This is a genomic window from Alloalcanivorax balearicus MACL04 (genome assembly GCF_025532145.1).
Taxonomy (GTDB): Bacteria; Pseudomonadota; Gammaproteobacteria; order Pseudomonadales; family Alcanivoracaceae; genus Alloalcanivorax; species Alloalcanivorax balearicus.
Genome location: NZ_ARXS01000015.1, coordinates 70,469 through 88,771, shown reverse-complemented (window position 1 = coordinate 88,771; position 18,303 = coordinate 70,469). Strand labels below are relative to the sequence as shown.

The window sequence follows — 18,303 nt, the reverse complement described above, 5'->3', positions numbered from 1 at the left end:
AGCGTCCCATGTCTGTTGTGTTTATTATCCGCGGCGGCTTGATCGCCCTGCTCTGCTGCACCGGGCTGGTAGCGTTAAACGCCTCCGCCAGCGACGCCCCGGTAACCTTGAGCGGCACCAAGGAATGGCGGCTCACCAATGCCGAGGGTCACCCCTACCGCATCATGATCAGCGAACCGGAAGGGGAACTGCCCTACACCGGTGGCTACCCGGTGCTGTATGTGCTGGACGCCAACGCCTATTTCGCATCGCTGCACGAGGCGAAACGGGCACAAAAGGCGTACCGGAAGGCCATCATCGTCGGCATCGGTTACCCCGGCGATAAACCGCTCAACTTTCTGCGCCGTTCCTATGATTTTTCACCGCCGGTTCCCGAGGATCGCAATGACCCGCCCCAGGGCGGCCAGGATCAATTGCTGGATTTCATTGAGCGGACGCTGATGCCAAAAGTAGCAAAGCACTACACCGTGGACGAGGATCAACAAAGCCTCTATGGCCATTCATTTGGCGGCATGTTCGCGGTTTACGCGCTGTTCTCCCGGCCGGAGCTGTTCGATCACATCGTTTCCGCCAGCCCCAGCCTGTGGTGGCACGACCATTATCTGTTGCCACCGGAGCGGCGTTTCACCAAACAGGTGATGGACCGGACGATCGATGTGACACATACCAGTCTGGCGTTGATCGTGGCGGAGCGGGATTCGCCTCAGGAAGTGCAAAACACCGTGGCGCTGCAAAAGCGGCTGCAGCCGCTATCGGCGCACGGGTTGCGCAGCAGCGTCACCGTGATCGAGGACGAGGATCACATGTCGGTGCCGTTCCGCATCGAGAACCTGGTGTTACGCGAAGTGCTGACCGCGCGGCGGCGGTAAGCGTCAGTTACGCAGCATCGCCAGCAAACCACCACGACGGCGGCTGGCCGGGGCTGGCGAGAACTCAAGGGTGTCGTCCTCGATGCGCCCGAACCGTAACGCCGGCAGATCCTTGAAGTAGTTGTTCAGCACCTGCCAGGGCGCCTTGCTGCCCTGGCGGGGCAGGCGATCGGCGGCGCGCTGTACATAGCCGGATTGCAGGCCGACGAAATTATCGTCGGTATCGCAGCCTTCCTCATCACGCGCCGTCACCCGTTCAATACCATTGCGCGCCATATAGTTGAGCAGGCGGCATACATACTCGCTGACCAGATCCGCCTTCAGAGTCCAGGAGGAATTGGTGTAGCCGAACACCAGCGCCATGTTGGGCACGTCACGCAGCATCAGTCCGCGATACACCAGGGTGTCCTTGGGCACCACCTCTTCGCCGTCCACGGTCAGGCTGGCGCCGCCCAGCAACTGCAGATCCAGACCGGTGGCGGTAATGATGATGTCGGCCTCCAGTTCCTTGCCGGATTTCAAACGGATGCCTTTCTCGGTGAAGGTATCGATATGATCGGTCACCACGTCCGCCTTGCCCTTGCGCAGCACCTTGAACAAATCGCCGTTGGGGACCGCGCACAGGCGCTCGTCCCAAGGGTTGTACTGGGGTTTGAAGTGGGTCATGTCGAACTCGGAGCCCAGCTGACGGCGGGCGGCGGCCAGCAGGGCGCGCCGCACCAGCTTCGGCCGCTGCTTGGACAGTTTGAAGACCATGCGCTGCAGCGCGATATTGCGCGCCCGGGCCAGACGGTACACCGCCATTTCCGGCAGAAATCGGCGCAGGTTGACGGAGATCGGGTCTTCCTGTGGCACCGTGGCCACGTAGGTGGGCGAGCGCTGCAGCATGGTAATGCTGCCCGCTTTCTCCGACATCGCCGGCACCAGCGTCACGGCGGTGGCGCCGCTGCCGATCACCACCACTTTCTTGCCGGAGTAATCCAGGTCCTCGGGCCATTTCTGCGGATGGACCAGTTGACCTTTGAAGTCGTCCACGCCGGGGAAATCCGGGGTATAGCCGGCATCATAGTTGTAGTAACCGGTGCAGCAATACAAGAACTGGCAGGTGACCTGCTCGGCACCGCCGTCTTCCTCGCGGACCAGGTCCACGGTCCAGCGGTTCTGTGATGAGGACCAGCGCGCGCCGGTCATCTTGCGGCCGTAGCAGATTTTATCTTCGACCTTGTATTCCTTGGCGGTTTCGACGATGTAATTGCGGATCGACGGCCCGTCCGCCAGCACCTTGGCTTCGGTCCAGGGACGGAAGTTGTAGCCCAGGGTGAACATGTCCGAGTCGGAACGGATCCCCGGATAACGGAACAGGTCCCAGGTGCCTCCCATGCGCTCACGACGCTCGATAATGGCGTAGCTGCGCTCCGGGCATTGGCGGCTAAAATGACAGGCGGCGCCGATACCGGACAGGCCGGCGCCAATGATCAGAACATCGAAGTGGTTGTTGGACATGATTCTCTCCGCCGTATGGGCTGAGCCGTCCTCCTCGCGCGGGCGGGGCAGTGGCTCGTGACATTGGCCCATAATGCGGGTATCCCAAGGGGGATCGGAAGGTCGGATGGTGCCGAATCATCGGCGCTACGGCCAAGCGGGTGGCCCAATCGGGGCGCTGCGGCCAATGTCCATGACATTGACTGATGTAAAGGACGTTTGCGCCATGAGGACGCCGGAACCGGACCGGCGCCGGAGCCATTCCGACCGCCGATCACCCCGGAGAAAGCTCAGACGGGAAGGGCGAGCTGCTCCAGGGCCTGTCGTAGCATTTTCGGCTTCAGTTCAAACACACGGCGGGTACGCTGCCGACACTCCGTCATCACCCTCTCTTCGCGACGGGCCGTCAGTTGGCGTACACAGACCAAGGCTTCACGGAGCTCCGCGTCTCCGGTTTTCTTGAGGCGGCGTTTGAGCTGGTCACCGAGCATATGCAGATCGTGCAAGTCGCCAAGCTGGCTGCCCAGTTTGCGAATCCGCTTTATATCCACCTCGGCGTCCGCCAGCGTGCCGCCCAGGGGCTCCAGTTGATACTGCAGGTATTTCACGTCGCGGCGCAGACGGTGCCAGTCCTCATCCTTGCCCTCGGACAGCGTCTCCAGAGCCTGCTGGCGTAATTGCCGATAGAGAGTGAGGTAACCCTTGCGGATTACATCCTGATCCTCCCCCTTGCGCTTGAGTGCCTGCCAGGCGTCCAGGTCTTCCTGGAACACCAGCGGCAGCGCTTCCGGCACCGACGGCGCCATCGGATCGCTTTGCTCCTCCGCCAGCCAGGCCGTCACCCGCTCCAGGGCCTCCAGCTCATAATCCCGCCGCGTGGTCTGCTTCAACGCGGCCAGCGTCTCCTCGGTGACCTGGCGATCACGGGAAGCGGCCAGCAGTCTGGCTCCGGCACGCAGGGCCTTGTCCTGTTTCTGCGCGCGTTTGCTCTCTCCCTGGGTGGATATCAGTTGCCACAACGCGCGCTGCCGCTTGATCAGCACACGTAAGGAGTGAACCTGTTCCGGTGTCAATTGCTGTTGATCCATCAACGATGCAAGGGCCTGACAATCCTGGTCACAGGCCACGGCCACCAGCCGTTCCAGCATGGGGGAACTCATGGATACCTCCGGGGAGTGCAAAAAGCCGCTCGATTATGGCAGGCCCCCGGCGGGATTACCGTGACAAGGAAATGACAGTGACCGCCATACCTGCCAGCCGGTAGGTCACACTCGAACCCGCCGTGCCGGCCGCTTTCTTGATCATCATCAAAAGGCCCGCCGTCCCGCTGCCCTAGGCTGAAGAGTCCAATCAGCGAGGAGCGCCCCATGGAGTTCGAATTCTCCGAATACAGCCGCCAGGTCCAGGACGTGATGCAGCAGTTCATGCGACGCCGGGTGCTGCCCCGCAACGCGGAATGGCACCGGCTGGCCAACGCCGGAGAATACCCTCTCCCGGTGATCGATCCGCTCAAGCTCCAGGCCCGGGAAGACGGCCTGTGGAACCTGTTCCTGCCCGAGCTTCGCGAGGAGGAACCCGGCACCCGCCTGGACAACCTGGACTACGCGCCGCTGGCGGAAATCATGGGCCGCATCCCATGGGCCGCGGAGGTGTTCAATTGCAGCGCTCCGGACACCGGCAACATGGAATTACTGCACCGTTTCGCCACCCCGGCGCAGTACGACCGCTGGCTGCGCCCCCTGCTGGAAGGCGAGGTAAGATCCTGTTTCGCCATGAGCGAGCCGGACGTGGCGTCCTCCGACGCCACCAACATCGCCACCACTCTGCGCCGGGAGGGCGATCACTATGTACTGGATGGCCGCAAGTGGTTTATCACCGGCGCCGCCCACCCCCGCTGCGATTTCGCCATCGTGCTGGCGCGTTGTGATGACCATGACGGCGGCGGCCCCCACCACCAGCATTCCATGATCATGGTGCCTCTCAATACCCCGGGTGTGAGCGTGGAACGCAACATTCCCATCCTGCAGCACCACTCCCCGGAAGGTCACTGCGAGTTATTGTTTCGTCAGGTGCGGCTGCCCGTGGAGTTTCTGCTTGGCGAGCCCGGCGCCGGCTTCGCCATGGCCCAGGCCCGGCTCGGCCCGGGCCGCGTGCACCATTGCATGCGCACCATCGGGCAATGCGAGCTGGCTCTGGAGATGATGTGCGAGCGGGCGCTGGAGCGACGCGCCTTCGGCAGGTTTCTGTGCGATTTCGACAACATCCGCGACTGGATCGCCGAGAGCCGGCTGGAGATCGATCAGGCCCGGTTGCTGGTTCTCCAGGCGGCCTGGCGGATGGACCACCACGGCAACCCGGCCGCCAGGGTGGCGGTATCCGCCATCAAGGTGGTGGCCGCACGCCTGCAAACCCGGGTACTGGACCGGGCCATGCAGATCTTCGGCGCCATGGGCCTCAGCCCCGATACACCGCTCGCCTATCTGTGGACCTGGGGCCGCGCCCTGCGCTTCATGGACGGTCCGGATGAGGTGCATCTGCGCACCGTGGCACGGGAAGAACTGCGCCGGGCGCGGGAAAACCGCGGTGCCACGGCGGTGTATTTCACGCTGTGATGTCTGGCGACGGCAGAGCGTCCCGCCGCCAGCGTCTTTTATGCGCATACCAATGCGCATACACTTCAGGAACGTTACCCACAGCGCTCATGGAGGCTGCAATGGACGACATCTACGACACCACGGCCCCCAAGAAAGCAGCTAATTTGTCCATCAACAGTGACCTTCTCAAGAAGACCCGAGCCCTCAATATCAATCTGTCAGCCACTTTGGAGCGGGCACTCAGGGAAGAACTGGCCCGGCACGAGGGCGCTCGCTGGGTCGAGGAGAACCGGGCAGCAATCAGGAAGTATAACGAGAGCGTTGAGCAGCACGGCTGTTTCGGAGATGAGTTTCGGGAATTTTGATGGCCCAGTTCGACGTTTACCGCAATCCGAGCAATACCAGCAGAACCCTCTACCCCTACCTGGTGGATATACAGAGTCCCATTCTGGCCGATCTGGCGACACGCATCGTCATTCCGTTGGCCAAGTGCTCTGCCTTTGGCGACCAGTCCATGCGGGGACTGACCCCGGAAATCCATTTTGAAGATGAGGTGCTACTGTTGCTGACACCTCAGATTTCTTCCCTGCCGGTGAAGCGTCTCGATGCCCCCGTCGGTTCTCTTGCGCATTTCAAGGAAAACATCATCGCGGCCCTGGATTTCGCGGTTACCGGTATTTGAGTGGGACATTCGAATCAGGTGAACTGGTCGATGTGCGTTTCCCGCCGGCAATGGTGGCAGCGGAAGAACGAAATTTCCCGCAGGGATTCCGGAGCGCCGTCTCTCCTGAAATCACGGCGATAGGAGGTGGGCCCCCGATCCCAGGCGCGGGATTGCTCGTGGCGTTCAACCAAACTCCGAGGGTTGTCCGCGCAACCGACCAACTCACACCAATCACCACAACACAGAGGCCAGTCGAACCCCTGCAGAAACAGCGGAATCTCCGGCAACTGCTGAAACTCCCGCCATAGCCGCCGCGAATCGGAGAGTTTGTCGACCAAGGCGCGCAAACGGTCATCCATGTCACGCACCACATTACCGCCGAGAATACAGTCGGCACATAACTCCGACACCTCCGGTTCCTCCTCGGCCAGCGCCGGATCGGCGGCCAGTTTCGGGTCAACAATTCGGCCGGAGTATTCGAAGATCGGACGGTCGTCACGCTCGCAATGATGGCAGACCGTGCCTTCACAGGGTTCCAGAGCACTGTCCGCGATGTGTCTGAAGCGTTGTCCCATGCCCCACCCTGAAAACCAGTTCCTGTATCAATGATTGTCGAAGATCGACACCCAGTCGTCATAATACCGCCCGGCATGGGTCTTCATGAACGGAAAAAGCCAGTCCGCGCATTGATCACAAAGATTGAAACCACGCTCATCGTCGATGATCGGATCGTCGACCGGAATTTCCTCCAGCGCATGATGCATCGCCGCGGAGCAGACCAGAAACTGCCCGATGGAATCCGCAATGGGACAATGACGCTCCCCCATACAGCAGAAGCGGGTTTCCCACCTTGGTGAAATACTGGCTCTGTTCAGGGGCGAACTGGTCGATATAGCAACGGAACTCCTCGGGCAATCTCCGCTTCTTTTCCTTTTCCAGGACCTCGCTGTGCGAGCGCGTGGACTCCCCAAGGCCAAACCCCGCGCTGGAAAAGCGGCGAATCAGTTCCATGCTTTCCGGAAGTTCCACCTCAGGCTCCTCTCCACCCCGCGCTCGTAGCGCCGTGTTTCAGAGAGTATACGTAAACCGCTTATAACCCTCGAACGATTCGTCGTGCCACAAACCTGGCTACAAGGCCGCTGTAGGAGCTTGTCCGGGTTGATTCGAAGCGAAGGGTTTCAGAGCTCGTGGAGAGCCGGCGGTCAGCGTTCCAGGACCGTGCTTCTCCGTGTCCTGGAACGCTGACCGCCGGCTCTCCCTCCCTGATAAGAGTCCCCCGACTCACGCGTTCCCGGTTTGCGGCACCCGCCGATAGTGCTGATCCACGAACCGGGCCATCTGACGGCGGTACTGGCTGGCGAAGCCCGGGTACATGGTGGCGTTATAGCCATCTTCCGTCAGGTACCAGCTTTTACACCCGGAGTTCCAGTTGGTCCTGGCCAGCCGCTTTTGCAAATGGCGATTATGGCGCTGCTGAACACTCTCGCGCACGTCCAGGATCTTCAGGTCATGGTCGAGAATGCGGCGAATGCCCGCCACCGCATAGTCCAGTTGCGCTTCCATATAAACCAGCGCCGAATTATGACCGGGACCGGAGTTGGGTCCGAAGGTAAAGAACAGGTTCGGATAGCCGGCCACACTGACGCTCTTGTAGGCCCGCGCGCCGCCGGACCACTCCTCTCCCAGCTCACGGCCATTGAGACCGCGGATCGGGAACGGCGTGCCGCTCTTGGGCACATCAAAACCGGTGGCGAAGACGATGCAATCGAATTGGTGTTCGATGCCGTCACAGGTGCGGACACCGTTCTCGGCGATGCGGGCGATGGGCCAGGTGATCAGGTCCACATTGTCCCGTTGCAGGGCCGGATAGTAATCGTTGGAGAGCAAAACCCGTTTGCAGCCGATGCGGAAATCCGGCGTCAATTGCCGGCGCATCCAGTCGTCCTTCACCTGGCTACGCAGGTGTATCAGGCTGAGTCGCTCCGCCAGGCGCGTCAGCGGCGAATTCCAGATCACCGCCAGCGCCATGGTTTCATGCGTCCAGTACAGCGCCTGGCGCATGGCCTTACGGGTCAGCGGCAGCTTCTCGAACAGCGCTTTGTTCCAGTCCGGAGTGGCGTAATCCGGGCGTGGAATCACCCAGGCCGGAGTGCGCTGAAACACTTTCAGGATACCGGCGGTTTTCGCCAATTCCGGAACGATCTGCACAGCGCTGGCACCAGTGCCGATCACCGCCACCCGCTTGCCGGAGAAATCGTAATCATGATCCCAGCGGGCACTGTGGAGGCGCTTGCCTTTAAAGTCACTCAGACCTTCGATGTCCGGGAAACTGGCATTGGACAGCGGCCCCTGGGCCATGACCACCGCCCGTCCCTGCCAGACATCGCCCTGGCGGGTATCCACACGCCATTGGCCTTTCGTTTCATCGAAGCGCGCATCGGTGACGTCCTGCTGGAAGTGAATCTTGTCACGCAAACCGTACTGTTTCACCAGGTGCTCGATGTAACCCAGGATCTCGTCACTGCCGGAAAAGTGCCGGGACCAATGCGGATTCGGCGCGAAGGAATAGGAATACAAGTGAGAAGGAATATCGCAGGCGGCGCCCGGATAGGTGTTGTCACGCCAGGTGCCGCCCACCTTCTCGGCACGCTCCAACAGCACGAAATCATCCACGCCCGCCTGACGAAGCCGGATCGCCATGCCCAGACCGGCAAAGCCGGCGCCGACGATGACCACGGACGCCTCTTTCACCACATTGCGTTTGCTTTGGGCGGTGCTACGGCGGCTGGATTTGGCGGCCGTGGCTTTCTTCCTTGCCGTGGTTTTACGCTTCACGGCGGCTTTCTTCGCCGCCGGCCTGGCCGCCGTCTTGCGAGTGGCGACCTTTTTCTTTTTCGCCGCTGGAGCCGGCGCGGTAGTGTCCTGATTCTGCTGGTTCTCGTTGCTCATGACGATCCGTTCAATGTGTCAGACAATCGGATAGTGGATGGCGCATCCGGGCTCAGGCGGTGGGCCGGTAGCTGATGCCCTTGACCCAGGTGGGTACCCGCGAGGGCATGAGCCGCTCCGGAATGTAATCCGTCAACCGGACCATCAGATCCACCGGAGCGTGATAAGTCCGGTTATCGCGGTTCACCACCATGCGGCCGTGGCGGCTGATGATTTGATACCAGGGATTGCGGCGCCCCTGAGCGGTGCGTCCGCCGATGCGCTCGAACTTTTTCATGCAGGCATAGAGCTTCTCTTCGCTCAGCCCCATGGCCACCACGTTGTCACGCATGCGATTCAGCAGCGGTACATAGGACGCGATGCCGAGAATCAGACGTGGATCGAGCACCGTGGCCACGGTTTTCAATGCCTTGATATAGAGGTCACCGCGCCCCTGCATTTCCAGAACGTGGAAACCAACCCCCAGATGCCGGGATTCATCGTCGTTGATACGGGCAAACGCCTGGTGACACACCGGATCGTCCACTGTATCCAGCAGGAAGGTGCACAGCGCGCCATCCAGGGCAATCTCCAGCATCGGGATTACCGACCCCAGCACTTCCAGCGGCATGTCATCGCTGTATTTATCCAGCCATTGGATCACCAGCTTCAGGTTCTTGTTGGGTTCCGGCAGCTCATCGCCATCGAGCATGCCCCACCGTTTCATCAATGCCATTTCCGCATTGGCGTGGCGCTGCTCCTCGGCGTGGAAATAGGTATAGATTTGCTTGAGGGTGTCATCCGGCGCCTTCTTGGCCATGGCGGCGAAACCACGGGCGCCCACATGTTCGATCCACATCAGGTCGGCCATGAACGCTTTCAGTTTCGGCCACTGTTCTGCGGTGATCAGGTCCGCGCCAGGGGCGTCCCAGTCGATGTCCGCCAGCGCCCACTGGCTGCTTTTCACCTTGGCCAGCATTTTGTCCAGATCGATATTCGCCATTTTGGCTCTCCTGTTACTGAGTGGGCCTGTTACTGAGCCGGGTTGGTTTTGAGGCGTTCGCTGACCAGCCTGCCGAGCAGGCTGGCGCCACGGGTGTAGGTCACCGGCAGGAAGCGTTTGGCACGCCAGATCAGCCGGGCATCAAATTGCGGCATGACATAGAAGCGGCCACGATCAAGGGCTTTCAGAGTCGTGGCCGCCACACTCTCGGCGGATACGCCGGTGAGCGAGATAATCCGGTCCATGAACGGGGTAAGTGCCTGGTCGATGCGACCGGCGCTGAAGATGTTGGTTTTCACCACAGTGGGACACAGAGCGGTCACGCGCAGACCGCTGCCGGCGTTTTCCGCCGCCAGAGTTTCCGATAGCGCCAGTACCGCGGCCTTGCTGGTGTTGTAAGCGCCCATGCGCGGCGCGGCGGCGAAGCTGGCGGTGGAACAGACATTGATCACGCCCGCCCGCGGCAGCTCGCGCAGCAACGGCGTGAATACATGGCAACCGTGAATCACGCCCCACATATTCACATCCAGAACCCACTTCCAGTCCGCCATCGACATATCGCCGATGGCCTTGCCGCCGGCGCCGACGCCGGCGTTGTTGATCACCAGATTGGGAGACTCTCCGAACCAGTCGACGGCCTCGGCGGCAAGGCGTTCCACCGCCGCCAGTTCGGACACGTCGCAGGACACGGCCAGACCGTGGCCACCCGCCCGCTCGATGATCGCCACCGTATTCTCCGCGGCGGCCATATTCAGATCGGCGCAGACCACGCGGCCTCCACGCTTGGCCAAAGCCAGCGCGAACGCACGACCAATGCCGCTACCTGCTCCGGTTACCACCGCGCGGGCGCCATGGGACAAATGTTGTTGGGGCATGCCGGCTCCTCGCGACAACGATGACAAATTGACCGTCACATTCAGTAATGGCAAATTAAGCCGACTGTTTGTTCGGATTCAATTCGGATTCCCGCCGCTAACGCCAATGAGGAGCTCAGATGCCACGCACGCCCCGCCAGCCGCGCGCCAAAGCCACCGTCAATGCCATTGTCGAGGCTGGCTTCCTGTCCTTGTCGGAGCACGGGGTGCAGGGCACGACCACGCGCCATATAGCGGATCTGGCGGGAGTGAGCGTTGGCTCACTTTACGAGTACTTCGCCAATAAGGAGGAGGTGTTCGAAGCCATGCACCACCACATGGTGGCGGAGGTGGTGGCCATGGTGGAACCGATGACACCGGCGCTGGTGAAGATGGAAATCCGCGACCTGATCAAGGAATTGTTGTTCGGGTTCCGGGACCTGCTGGAAAAAAACCACGGCCGCTACTTGCGTTACATGAGCTACGCCGCCTACTTCGCGCCCCGCAATTACATGGAGCCGATCCAGCGGCTGCTGATGAACCTGCTACTGCAGTATGTGATTCATCACCCGCAACTGGCGCGTCTGGGCAATCTGCCGGCGATGGGCTATATCATGATCAATGGCGGCGTCTTCACGGTATTGCGCTATCTGAGCGAGCCCAACCCCACCATCGGTTTCGAGGAACTGGTCAAAGGGCTGGGCGACATGGTCGCGCACTTCGTGGAAGGGGAATTGAGGAAGGAGGGTTAAGGGAGAAGGGCTGCCCGCAAGCACGCCATTCGCTGCCAAGGCAGCTCCCCACAGCGGCTTCGTAGCCCTCTTGTGGGAGCTGCCTTGGCAGCGAATACGCGTGTTGCCAATATTACTGCAGGAATTCCTTCTGCACGTGCGGCGCGCTTTCGTCGATGCGCTGCCAGGTCTGGCTGCGGCCAAGCAGACTGATACCGATGTAACCGCGCACCTTCAGGGTATCCTGATCCTTCAGCTCCGCACTCAGATCGTAGGTTTTGCCGTTATCCGGCGAGTAGACCTCGCCATCGTCCCAACGGTTGTCGCCATCGTACTTCAGGCCGGTGACCACGTTCACACCCAGCAGGCGCCGGTCACGCAGGTTCTCGTCGGGATTCTTGGCATCGTAGCGAGCTTCACCGGCCCGGGACCCCACTACGGTACCCACCCAGGTGTCGCCTTCCGGGTGGATATAGACGTAGCCGCCGTCTTCCGTTTCCCAGATACCCTGGATCGCATCGGCGCCGGCGTAGGCATACACACTCATGAGCAGCAAAACACTGCTGGCCAGGACTTTCAGCATATTGGAACCTCCGCACGCGTATACAAAGTGCGAGAAAGAGTATACCAATTACGCCGACTTGTCCTTGCGCGACATCATGATTACCGCATCGGATCGTTAAATGTTGTCCAACGCCTCGGCCAAACGCCGCACCGCCCGGTCCACGTCACCCAGCTTGTCCAGGCCGAACAGGCCCACGCGGAAAGTCTTGAATCCGGCCGGTTCATCACACATCAGCGGCACACCGGCGGCGGTCTGTAAGCCCTCGGCGATGAACTTGCTGCCGTTATGCATCCCGTCATCCTCGGTGTAGCACACCACCACACCCGGCGCTTCGAATCCCGGCGCCGCCACACTGGCCAGCCCCCGTTCCGCGAACAGCTCCCGCACCCGGCGCCCCAGCTCCCATTGCTTCTCGCGGACCGCCTCAAAGCCGGCGTCCCGGGTTTCCAGCATGGCATCGCGGAATTTGCGCAAGGCGTCGGTGGGCATGGTGGCATGGTAGGCATGACCACCGTTTTCGTAGGCTTCCATGATCCGCCGCCACTTGAGCAGATCCATGGCAAAGCTGGTGCTTTGTGTCTCCTCCAGACGTTTGGCCGCCTCTTCACCGAACATCACCAGGGCGCTGCACGGCGAGGAGCTCCAGCCTTTTTGCGGCGCGCTGATCAGGACGTCGACACCGTTGGCGGCCATATCCACCCACAAAGTCCCCGAGGCAATGCAGTCCAGGACAAACAGGCCGCCATGCTCGTGCACCGCGGCGGCCACGGCTTGCAGGTAGTCATCCGGTAACAGCAGGCCGGCGGCGGTTTCCACGTGAGGGGCGAACACCAGATCCGGCTTTTCGCTGCGAATACGCGCCACCACTTCATCAATGGGGGGCGGGGCGAACGGCGCCTGGGGCTGATCGGACACCATCCGCGCCTTCATCACGATCTCCTCGGCGGGAATCGCGCCCATCTCGAAGATCTGGCTCCAGCGATAGCTGAAAAATCCGTTCCGGATTACCAGCACCTTCTTGCCGGTGGCGAATTGACGGGCCACTGACTCCATGCCGTAACTTCCCCCTCCGGGCACCACCGCCACCGAGGCGGCGTTGTAGACCTGCCGCAGGGTCCCGGAAATATCCCGCATCACCGCCTGGAAGGCCTGGGACATATGGTTCAGGGAGCGGTCGGTGAAGACCACGGAATACTCAAGCAAGCCCTCCGGGTCGACCTCGTCTGCCCGCTCTGCTCTCCGTTCTGCTCCCCGTTCTGATATGGGCCGTTCAGACACAAGCTCTCTCCGCTATCGTTATGCAACAGCCCCTCGTTATAGAGCATTCGGCTGGCGGACGGAACCTTTGATCCTTTCCCCAGGACCGGTTCGCCCGCGCTGTACCCGATCCCCACTTCCCCTACAATGGAAACCCTCTTGTCCTATTGCCGCCAAAGGGAAACCATCATGACCACTCTGGACATCAACACCCTTGCCCTGCCCACCTCCTGGCATATGGATACCGTGCAGGATGTGGCGGGACCGCTACGTCTGGTGAAGTGGGATCTGCGCGATGACCCGCCGATCCCGGCTGGGGAGATCGACGCGGTGGTGTTTCATCATCCCGCCGGCGAGGCCGGGCTGGCGCGGCTGGGGCAACTCCCCAATCTGAAACTGGTGCAGACTCAATCCACCGGTTATGACGGCTTTGTCGAGGCCGCCGGCGGCGCCACCGTGGCCAACGCCTATGGCCTGCACGCGGAAGCCACCGCCGAACTGGCGTTGGGCCTGATCCTGGCGGGCCAGCGGTCACTCTTTGATTTTGCCGTGGATCAAAAAGCCCATCGCTGGGCGCCGAAACAAACACCGGGACTGGTGGACCGCACCGTACTGATCATCGGCGCTGGCGGTATCGGCCGTGCCATCGCCGAACGATTGCTGCCGTTCGGCGTGACATTGCTGCGGGTGGGACAGAAAGCCCGGGAAGATGATTTGGGCGTCATCCAGGCCAACACCGAATTGCCGGCACTGCTGCCGCAAGCGGAAATCGTGGTGCTGATCACCCCGCTTAACGACGCCACCCACCATCTGGTGAACGCCGATTTTCTGGCGCGGCTACCCGATGGCGCACTGGTGGTGAACGTGGCACGAGGCCCGGTGGTGGACACTGATGCCCTGCTGGCGGAACTGCAAAGCGGACGGCTGCGTGCCGCTCTGGATGTGGTGGAGCCGGAGCCCCTGCCTGGGGATCATCCGCTGTGGGACGCGCCGAACACCCTGATCACACCACACGTGGGCGGCCGCAGCGAGGCACTGAAACCCCGGCTGTCGGCGTTCCTGCGCGACCAGGTGGGGCGGATCGCGCGGGGGGAGCCATTGTTGAATATAGTGAGTTGAGCCCCAAAACGCATACACGCCACCACGCAACACGCTTACACGCAGGAAAAACAAAAGTCGATTGGTCGCGTACCAGCGTGATTGCGTGTTGCGTGGTGGCGTCTCTTTTTACCAGGTATCGATCATCGGCCGCCGCTTGCCGGCGATCGGCGCCATGCCTTCCGGCGGTTGCGCGCGCAGGCCGCGCATCACCCAGGCACGGGTATCCACCGGATCGATCACGGCATCGATTTCCAGCGCCGCGGCCATGCTCAGCGCCTGGCCTTTCTCATACAGCTGAGCCACCAGTTTCTCGTACAACGCCTGGCGTTCTTCCGGCGTTTCCTGGGCATCCAGTTCCTTGCGGTACGCCAGGTTCACCGCTCCTTCCAGCCCCATGCCGCCGAATTCGCCGGTGGGCCAGGAAGCGCAATAGAACGGCGCATGGAAAGAACCGCCCGTCATGCCCTGGGCGCCCAATCCATACCCCTTGCGCAGCACGATGGAGAACAGCGGCACGGACAGGCTGGCGGCGGTGACGAACATGCGGCAGGTGTGACGCACGGTGGCGGTCTTTTCTTCGTCCGGGCCGACCATGAATCCGGGGGTATCGCACAAGCTCAACATCGGGATGCCAAAGGCATCGCACAGTTGCATGAAGCGGGACGCCTTGTCCGCCCCCGGCGCATCGATGGCGCCCCCCAGCACTTTCGGGTCGTTGGCGATCAGTCCCAGCGGACGGCCCTCGATGCGGATAAAGGCGGTGATCATGCCCGGCGCGAAGTCCGGCCGCAGTTCCAGGTAGGAATCGCTGTCCACCAGAGTGCGGATCAGCGAGCGTACGTCGTAGGCGTGCAGCCGGTTTTCCGGAATAGCCCGGCGCAACCAGCGCTGATCCTCGCAGTCCCAGTTGGCCACCGGCCCCTGGAAGTAGCCCATCAGCTTCTTCGCCAGGGCGGCGCCTTCTTCCTCATCCTTGACCACGCAGTCGATCACACCGTTGTGGCGCTGCACCGACACCGGCCCCACTTCCTCGGGGCGGAAGGAACCGAGGCCACCGCCTTCGATCATCGCCGGGCCGGCCATGCCGATGCAGGCGTTCTCGGTGGCGATCATCAGATCACTACAGCCGGCGAACACCGCGTTGCCGGCGAAGCAGCGTCCGGACACCACGGCAATGCGCGGCACCAGACCGCTGAGGCGCGCGTATTGCAGGAAGCTGGGGCCATCCAGACCCGCCACCTTGGTGGCGTTGTCGGTATCACCGGGACGGCCGCCGCCGCCTTCGGCGAAGAAGATCACCGGCAGCCGGTGCTTCTCCGCTACCTCCAGAATACGGTCGGTTTTCTTGTGGTTCATGGTGCCCTGGGTACCGGCCAGCACGGTGTAATCGTAGGCCAGCACCACGCAGCGGCTGTTGCTGTCGTCGAACAGATCGCCGTTCACCGAACCAATGCCGGTGACCATGCCATCCGCCGGGGTATTCTTGATCAGATCCTCGACACTGCGGCGGGCCTTCTGGGCGGCGATGGTCAGCCCGCCGTATTCGATGAAGCTGTCCGCATCACAAATCGCCGCCACGTTCTCGCGGGCGGTACGCTGGCCGGTGCGACGGCGCTTGGCCACCGCGTCGGGACGGTTCTCATCCTCCAGCAGCGCCAGCCGCTGTTTCAGCCGCGCCAGGTCCGGGCGGATGTAATCCAGATCGATGTCCTCTTCCTCGATCCCCTGCTCGCCGCCCACTTCCGCCGGCTCCACGAACAACAGCGGTTCGTCCTTGCCAACCGCGTCGCCCACGTCCAACGCGCACAGGCGCACGATGCCGCTCATCGAGGCCACCACCTGGTGCTGCATCTTCATTGCCTCGACGAAGGCCACCGGCTGACCTTCACGCACGGTATCGCCTTCCGCCACCATGTATTCCACCAGCACGCCCTGCATCGGCGTGATCACCGGCTCGGTGCCCGCGGGTCCCTGAACCCGCTGAGCGGTGGCGGCCTGCTCCTCGGCGCCGCTGCTGAAGTGCAACCGCCGGTGTTCGCCATCGCCCACCAGTTCCGCCATATGCTGATCCACGAAGCGGGTGTGCAGCGTATTGCTCACCACTTCATCCCGTTGCAGCAGGTTCTGCAGAAAACCGATGTTGGTTTCCACGCCCTCAATACGGAACTGACACAAGGCCCGATAAGCGCGGCCCACGGCGTCCGCATAGTCGGCGCCGCGGCTGTGCACGATCAGCTTCGCCAGCAGGGAATCGTAGTGGGGACTGGTGCGATAGCCGCGATAACCGAAGGTATCCACGCGCACGCCGGGGCCGCCCGGCGCCTCGAAGGTGGTCAGAGTGCCGCCGCTGGGCTGGGTGTCGCCGTTGGCGCTCATGGTTTCCATGTTGATACGCAACTGGATCGCGTATCCCGCCGGCGCCGGCTCGCGCCCGGATACCAGCCCCATTTCAGCCAGGGAGCAACCGCCGAACAGGCGCAATTGCGTCTGCACCAGGTCCACGCCGGTGACTTCCTCGGTGACGGTATGTTCCACCTGCAAGCGCGGGTTCGCTTCGATGAAAGCAAAGCGCGATTCATCCGCGTCAACCAGAAACTCGAAGGTGCCGAGGCCACGATAACCGACCTTGGCGGCGATACGCTGGGCAGCGTCCAGCAGTTGCTGGCGCATGCCTTCCGAAAGGGTAGGGCTCGGCGCGATTTCCAGCAGCTTCTGATTGCGGCGCTGCACACTGCATTCGCGCTCCCACAAATGCACCGGCTCGGCACCGCCATCACCAACGATCTGCACTTCAATATGACGGGCCCGCGCCACGAAGCGCTCCACATAGACCGCGTCGTTGCCGAATGAGGAGGCGGCCTCCGCCTGACAACGGCGATAGGCTTCGTCGAGATCGTCTTCCGGGCCAACGATACGCATGCCACGCCCCCCGCCACCGGCGATGGCCTTGACGATCACCGTGCCCTCCTCGCCCAGTTGCGCCCGGAAAGCCCGGGCCTGTTCCAGCGAGGTGACGCCATTGGTGCCAGGCACCACCGGCACCTCGCATTCCTGCGCCAGCTCCCGGGCCCGGGCCTTGTCCCCCAACAGGGACAGGGTTTCCGAGGAGGGGCCGACGAAAGTCATGCCGGCCTGCTCGCACAAGGCGGCGAAGGTGGGGCTTTCGCTGAGGAAGCCATAGCCGGGGTGGACCGCGTCGCAGCCGTGTTCCCTGGCCACCCGCAACAGTTGCTCACCATCCAGGTACGCCGCCACGCCACGCCCTTCCAGAGCCACCGCCTGATCCGCCAGGCGTGTGTGCAGGGAAGTGGCGTCGTCCTCGGGGTACACCGCCACGGTGGCGATATTCAGATCGGCGGCGGCTCGGGCTATGCGTACCGCCACCTCTCCACGGTTGGCAATCAGCAGTCTGGCAATGGTCATGGGGCTGGTCCGTCCTGTTATTCGAATGGGTGCCTACATCAGGGAGCACCGGTCACGGGGTACGACGATAGCGATTTATTTACTTACACGTCAATTAGTATTGACAGGGTTTTTATTTACTTGCAGATTAGGAATCCAATTTGGACCAGTCGGAGATCGCCCCGTGGGACGCCCGGAAAAAAAAGCACGACTCGGCCAGCCGCCCATGAAGACACAGATCAAACAGGTGGCCCGGGATCTGTTTATCCAGCGCGGCATCGGTGACGTCAGCTACGGCGATATCGCCGAGGTGGTGAATACCACCCGGGCCAACCTGCACTACCACTTCGGCAACAAAGAAGCGCTGATCGAAGCGGTGTTCCAGGAGACCTTCGACAGCGTCGAGAACACCTTCCAGGAGATCTGGGCCAAGCCCGGCCTGACCCTGGATCAGCGTATAGAGCTGACCGCGAAGGACAGCGCGGAGCGCTTTTACCAGTTCAACGATCACGAAAAAGGCCGCCGGCCCTGGAGCCTTTCCGCCCAGGCCCGTTTCACCAGCCAGCATATTTCGCCCAGGGTGCAGACCGGCATTTCCAATATGTCCCGCCGCTTCGAGGACTACGTGACCCATGCGGTGAAGCTGGCCATCGGCAACGGCGAGCTGCGCCACGATGCGCCGGTCCGCACCATCGTTCTGATGATCTCGCCGATATGGAATTTCGGCTCGCTGCTGACCCAACACAGCGGCCTGAAAAAACTGATGGACCACTATGCCGCGGTGCGCACCACCATCAACGCGGCCTATGGCGCACCTGACGACGCGTAACCCCACGCGCGACAGGGCCCAGCA

The 18,303-nt window shown here is 61.9% G+C and carries 17 protein-coding genes; 7 read left to right on the top strand and 10 right to left on the bottom strand.

Annotation, left to right across the window (positions count from 1 at the left end; all coding sequences use genetic code 11):
• Positions 1–8 precede the first annotated feature (8 nt).
• Positions 9–869: an alpha/beta hydrolase gene (locus MA04_RS13650; protein ID WP_262460994.1), complete on the top strand. Its 861-nt coding sequence runs from the start codon at positions 9–11 to the stop codon at positions 867–869.
• A gap of 3 nt (positions 870–872) precedes the next feature.
• On the opposite strand, the gene MA04_RS13645 is transcribed toward MA04_RS13650, so the two are convergent.
• Complete coding sequence (locus MA04_RS13645) at positions 873–2,372, bottom strand: flavin-containing monooxygenase (RefSeq protein WP_262460992.1); 1,500 nt, start codon at positions 2,370–2,372, stop codon at positions 873–875.
• A 269-nt stretch (positions 2,373–2,641) separates the two neighbouring features.
• The gene (locus tag MA04_RS13640) at positions 2,642–3,511 is read right to left on the bottom strand and encodes a CHAD domain-containing protein (protein WP_262460990.1); all 870 of its coding nucleotides are present in this window, start codon (positions 3,509–3,511) and stop codon (positions 2,642–2,644) included.
• A 207-nt stretch (positions 3,512–3,718) separates the two neighbouring features.
• Here MA04_RS13640 and MA04_RS13635 point away from each other — a divergent pair, with 207 nt between their 5' ends.
• The 3 genes from MA04_RS13635 (at position 3,719) to MA04_RS13625 (ending at position 5,627) form a co-directional block, all read left to right on the top strand.
• Positions 3,719–4,963, top strand: a complete 1,245-nt coding sequence (locus MA04_RS13635) for an acyl-CoA dehydrogenase family protein (RefSeq protein WP_262460988.1) — start codon at positions 3,719–3,721, stop codon at positions 4,961–4,963.
• Positions 4,964–5,064: 101 nt separating this feature from the next.
• Positions 5,065–5,310 carry a type II toxin-antitoxin system CcdA family antitoxin gene (locus tag MA04_RS13630; protein ID WP_163122961.1) on the top strand — a complete coding sequence of 82 codons (246 nt, stop codon included), beginning with the start codon at positions 5,065–5,067 and terminating at the stop codon, positions 5,308–5,310.
• Complete coding sequence (locus MA04_RS13625) at positions 5,310–5,627, top strand: CcdB family protein (protein ID WP_163122959.1); 318 nt, start codon at positions 5,310–5,312, stop codon at positions 5,625–5,627. The genes MA04_RS13630 and MA04_RS13625 overlap by 1 nt, the downstream gene beginning before the upstream one ends.
• Before the next feature lie 14 nt (positions 5,628–5,641).
• On the opposite strand, the gene MA04_RS13620 is transcribed toward MA04_RS13625, so the two are convergent.
• The 5 genes from MA04_RS13620 to MA04_RS13600 all read right to left on the bottom strand — a co-directional run bounded on the left by MA04_RS13620 (position 5,642) and on the right by MA04_RS13600 (position 10,415).
• The gene (locus MA04_RS13620) at positions 5,642–6,184 is read right to left on the bottom strand and encodes a CbrC family protein (protein WP_163122957.1); all 543 of its coding nucleotides are present in this window, start codon (positions 6,182–6,184) and stop codon (positions 5,642–5,644) included.
• A gap of 27 nt (positions 6,185–6,211) precedes the next feature.
• Positions 6,212–6,436, bottom strand: coding sequence for a hypothetical protein (locus MA04_RS13615; RefSeq protein ID WP_163122955.1), 225 nt, complete (start codon positions 6,434–6,436; stop codon positions 6,212–6,214).
• Positions 6,437–6,890: 454 nt separating this feature from the next.
• Complete coding sequence (locus MA04_RS13610) at positions 6,891–8,558, bottom strand: flavin-containing monooxygenase (RefSeq protein ID WP_262460984.1); 1,668 nt, start codon at positions 8,556–8,558, stop codon at positions 6,891–6,893.
• A 52-nt stretch (positions 8,559–8,610) separates the two neighbouring features.
• Positions 8,611–9,540 carry a ferritin-like domain-containing protein gene (locus tag MA04_RS13605; protein ID WP_262460982.1) on the bottom strand — a complete coding sequence of 310 codons (930 nt, stop codon included), beginning with the start codon at positions 9,538–9,540 and terminating at the stop codon, positions 8,611–8,613.
• 29 nt (positions 9,541–9,569) lie between these two features.
• Positions 9,570–10,415 (bottom strand): SDR family NAD(P)-dependent oxidoreductase, encoded by an 846-nt coding sequence (locus tag MA04_RS13600; protein ID WP_262460980.1) that lies wholly within the window; start codon positions 10,413–10,415, stop codon positions 9,570–9,572.
• A gap of 119 nt (positions 10,416–10,534) precedes the next feature.
• Between MA04_RS13600 and MA04_RS13595 the strand changes: the two genes are divergently transcribed.
• On the top strand, positions 10,535–11,146 hold the full coding sequence (locus MA04_RS13595) for a TetR/AcrR family transcriptional regulator (protein WP_262460978.1): 612 nt from the start codon (positions 10,535–10,537) through the stop codon (positions 11,144–11,146).
• Positions 11,147–11,258: 112 nt separating this feature from the next.
• Here the strand turns inward: MA04_RS13595 and MA04_RS13590 are convergent, their stop codons facing one another.
• A complete protein-coding gene (locus MA04_RS13590) occupies positions 11,259–11,708 on the bottom strand; it encodes a DUF2147 domain-containing protein (RefSeq protein ID WP_262460976.1) in 450 nt (149 codons plus the stop codon).
• A 96-nt stretch (positions 11,709–11,804) separates the two neighbouring features.
• Positions 11,805–12,893 carry an aminotransferase class V-fold PLP-dependent enzyme gene (locus tag MA04_RS13585; protein WP_262460974.1) on the bottom strand — a complete coding sequence of 363 codons (1,089 nt, stop codon included), beginning with the start codon at positions 12,891–12,893 and terminating at the stop codon, positions 11,805–11,807.
• A gap of 243 nt (positions 12,894–13,136) precedes the next feature.
• On the opposite strand from MA04_RS13585, the gene MA04_RS13580 reads away from it, so the two are divergent.
• Positions 13,137–14,066: a 2-hydroxyacid dehydrogenase gene (locus tag MA04_RS13580; RefSeq protein WP_240342675.1), complete on the top strand. Its 930-nt coding sequence runs from the start codon at positions 13,137–13,139 to the stop codon at positions 14,064–14,066.
• Between the two features lie 108 nt (positions 14,067–14,174).
• Here the strand turns inward: MA04_RS13580 and MA04_RS13575 are convergent, their stop codons facing one another.
• Positions 14,175–17,471: a carboxyl transferase domain-containing protein gene (locus tag MA04_RS13575; protein ID WP_262460972.1), complete on the bottom strand. Its 3,297-nt coding sequence runs from the start codon at positions 17,469–17,471 to the stop codon at positions 14,175–14,177.
• Positions 17,472–17,634: 163 nt separating this feature from the next.
• On the opposite strand from MA04_RS13575, the gene MA04_RS13570 reads away from it, so the two are divergent.
• A complete protein-coding gene (locus tag MA04_RS13570; protein ID WP_163122938.1) occupies positions 17,635–18,279 on the top strand; it encodes a TetR/AcrR family transcriptional regulator in 645 nt (214 codons plus the stop codon).
• Positions 18,280–18,303 lie beyond the last annotated feature (24 nt).

What these genes read in the sequence shown, in the direction of transcription:
- MA04_RS13590 (WP_262460976.1), bottom strand. Translation starts at nt 11,708, where the DNA reads ATGCTGAAAGTCCTGGCCAGCAGTGTTTTGCTGCTCATGAGTGTGTAT.
- MA04_RS13640 (WP_262460990.1), bottom strand. Translation starts at nt 3,511, where the DNA reads ATGAGTTCCCCCATGCTGGAACGGCTGGTGGCCGTGGCCTGTGACCAG.
- MA04_RS13605 (WP_262460982.1), bottom strand. Translation starts at nt 9,540, where the DNA reads ATGGCGAATATCGATCTGGACAAAATGCTGGCCAAGGTGAAAAGCAGC.
- MA04_RS13610 (WP_262460984.1), bottom strand. Translation starts at nt 8,558, where the DNA reads ATGAGCAACGAGAACCAGCAGAATCAGGACACTACCGCGCCGGCTCCA.
- MA04_RS13575 (WP_262460972.1), bottom strand. Translation starts at nt 17,471, where the DNA reads ATGACCATTGCCAGACTGCTGATTGCCAACCGTGGAGAGGTGGCGGTA.
- MA04_RS13645 (WP_262460992.1), bottom strand. Translation starts at nt 2,372, where the DNA reads ATGTCCAACAACCACTTCGATGTTCTGATCATTGGCGCCGGCCTGTCC.
- MA04_RS13615 (WP_163122955.1), bottom strand. Translation starts at nt 6,436, where the DNA reads ATGGGGGAGCGTCATTGTCCCATTGCGGATTCCATCGGGCAGTTTCTG.
- MA04_RS13630 (WP_163122961.1), top strand. Translation starts at nt 5,065, where the DNA reads ATGGACGACATCTACGACACCACGGCCCCCAAGAAAGCAGCTAATTTG.
- MA04_RS13625 (WP_163122959.1), top strand. Translation starts at nt 5,310, where the DNA reads ATGGCCCAGTTCGACGTTTACCGCAATCCGAGCAATACCAGCAGAACC.
- MA04_RS13635 (WP_262460988.1), top strand. Translation starts at nt 3,719, where the DNA reads ATGGAGTTCGAATTCTCCGAATACAGCCGCCAGGTCCAGGACGTGATG.
- MA04_RS13620 (WP_163122957.1), bottom strand. Translation starts at nt 6,184, where the DNA reads ATGGGACAACGCTTCAGACACATCGCGGACAGTGCTCTGGAACCCTGT.
- MA04_RS13650 (WP_262460994.1), top strand. Translation starts at nt 9, where the DNA reads ATGTCTGTTGTGTTTATTATCCGCGGCGGCTTGATCGCCCTGCTCTGC.
- MA04_RS13595 (WP_262460978.1), top strand. Translation starts at nt 10,535, where the DNA reads ATGCCACGCACGCCCCGCCAGCCGCGCGCCAAAGCCACCGTCAATGCC.
- MA04_RS13580 (WP_240342675.1), top strand. Translation starts at nt 13,137, where the DNA reads ATGACCACTCTGGACATCAACACCCTTGCCCTGCCCACCTCCTGGCAT.
- MA04_RS13600 (WP_262460980.1), bottom strand. Translation starts at nt 10,415, where the DNA reads ATGCCCCAACAACATTTGTCCCATGGCGCCCGCGCGGTGGTAACCGGA.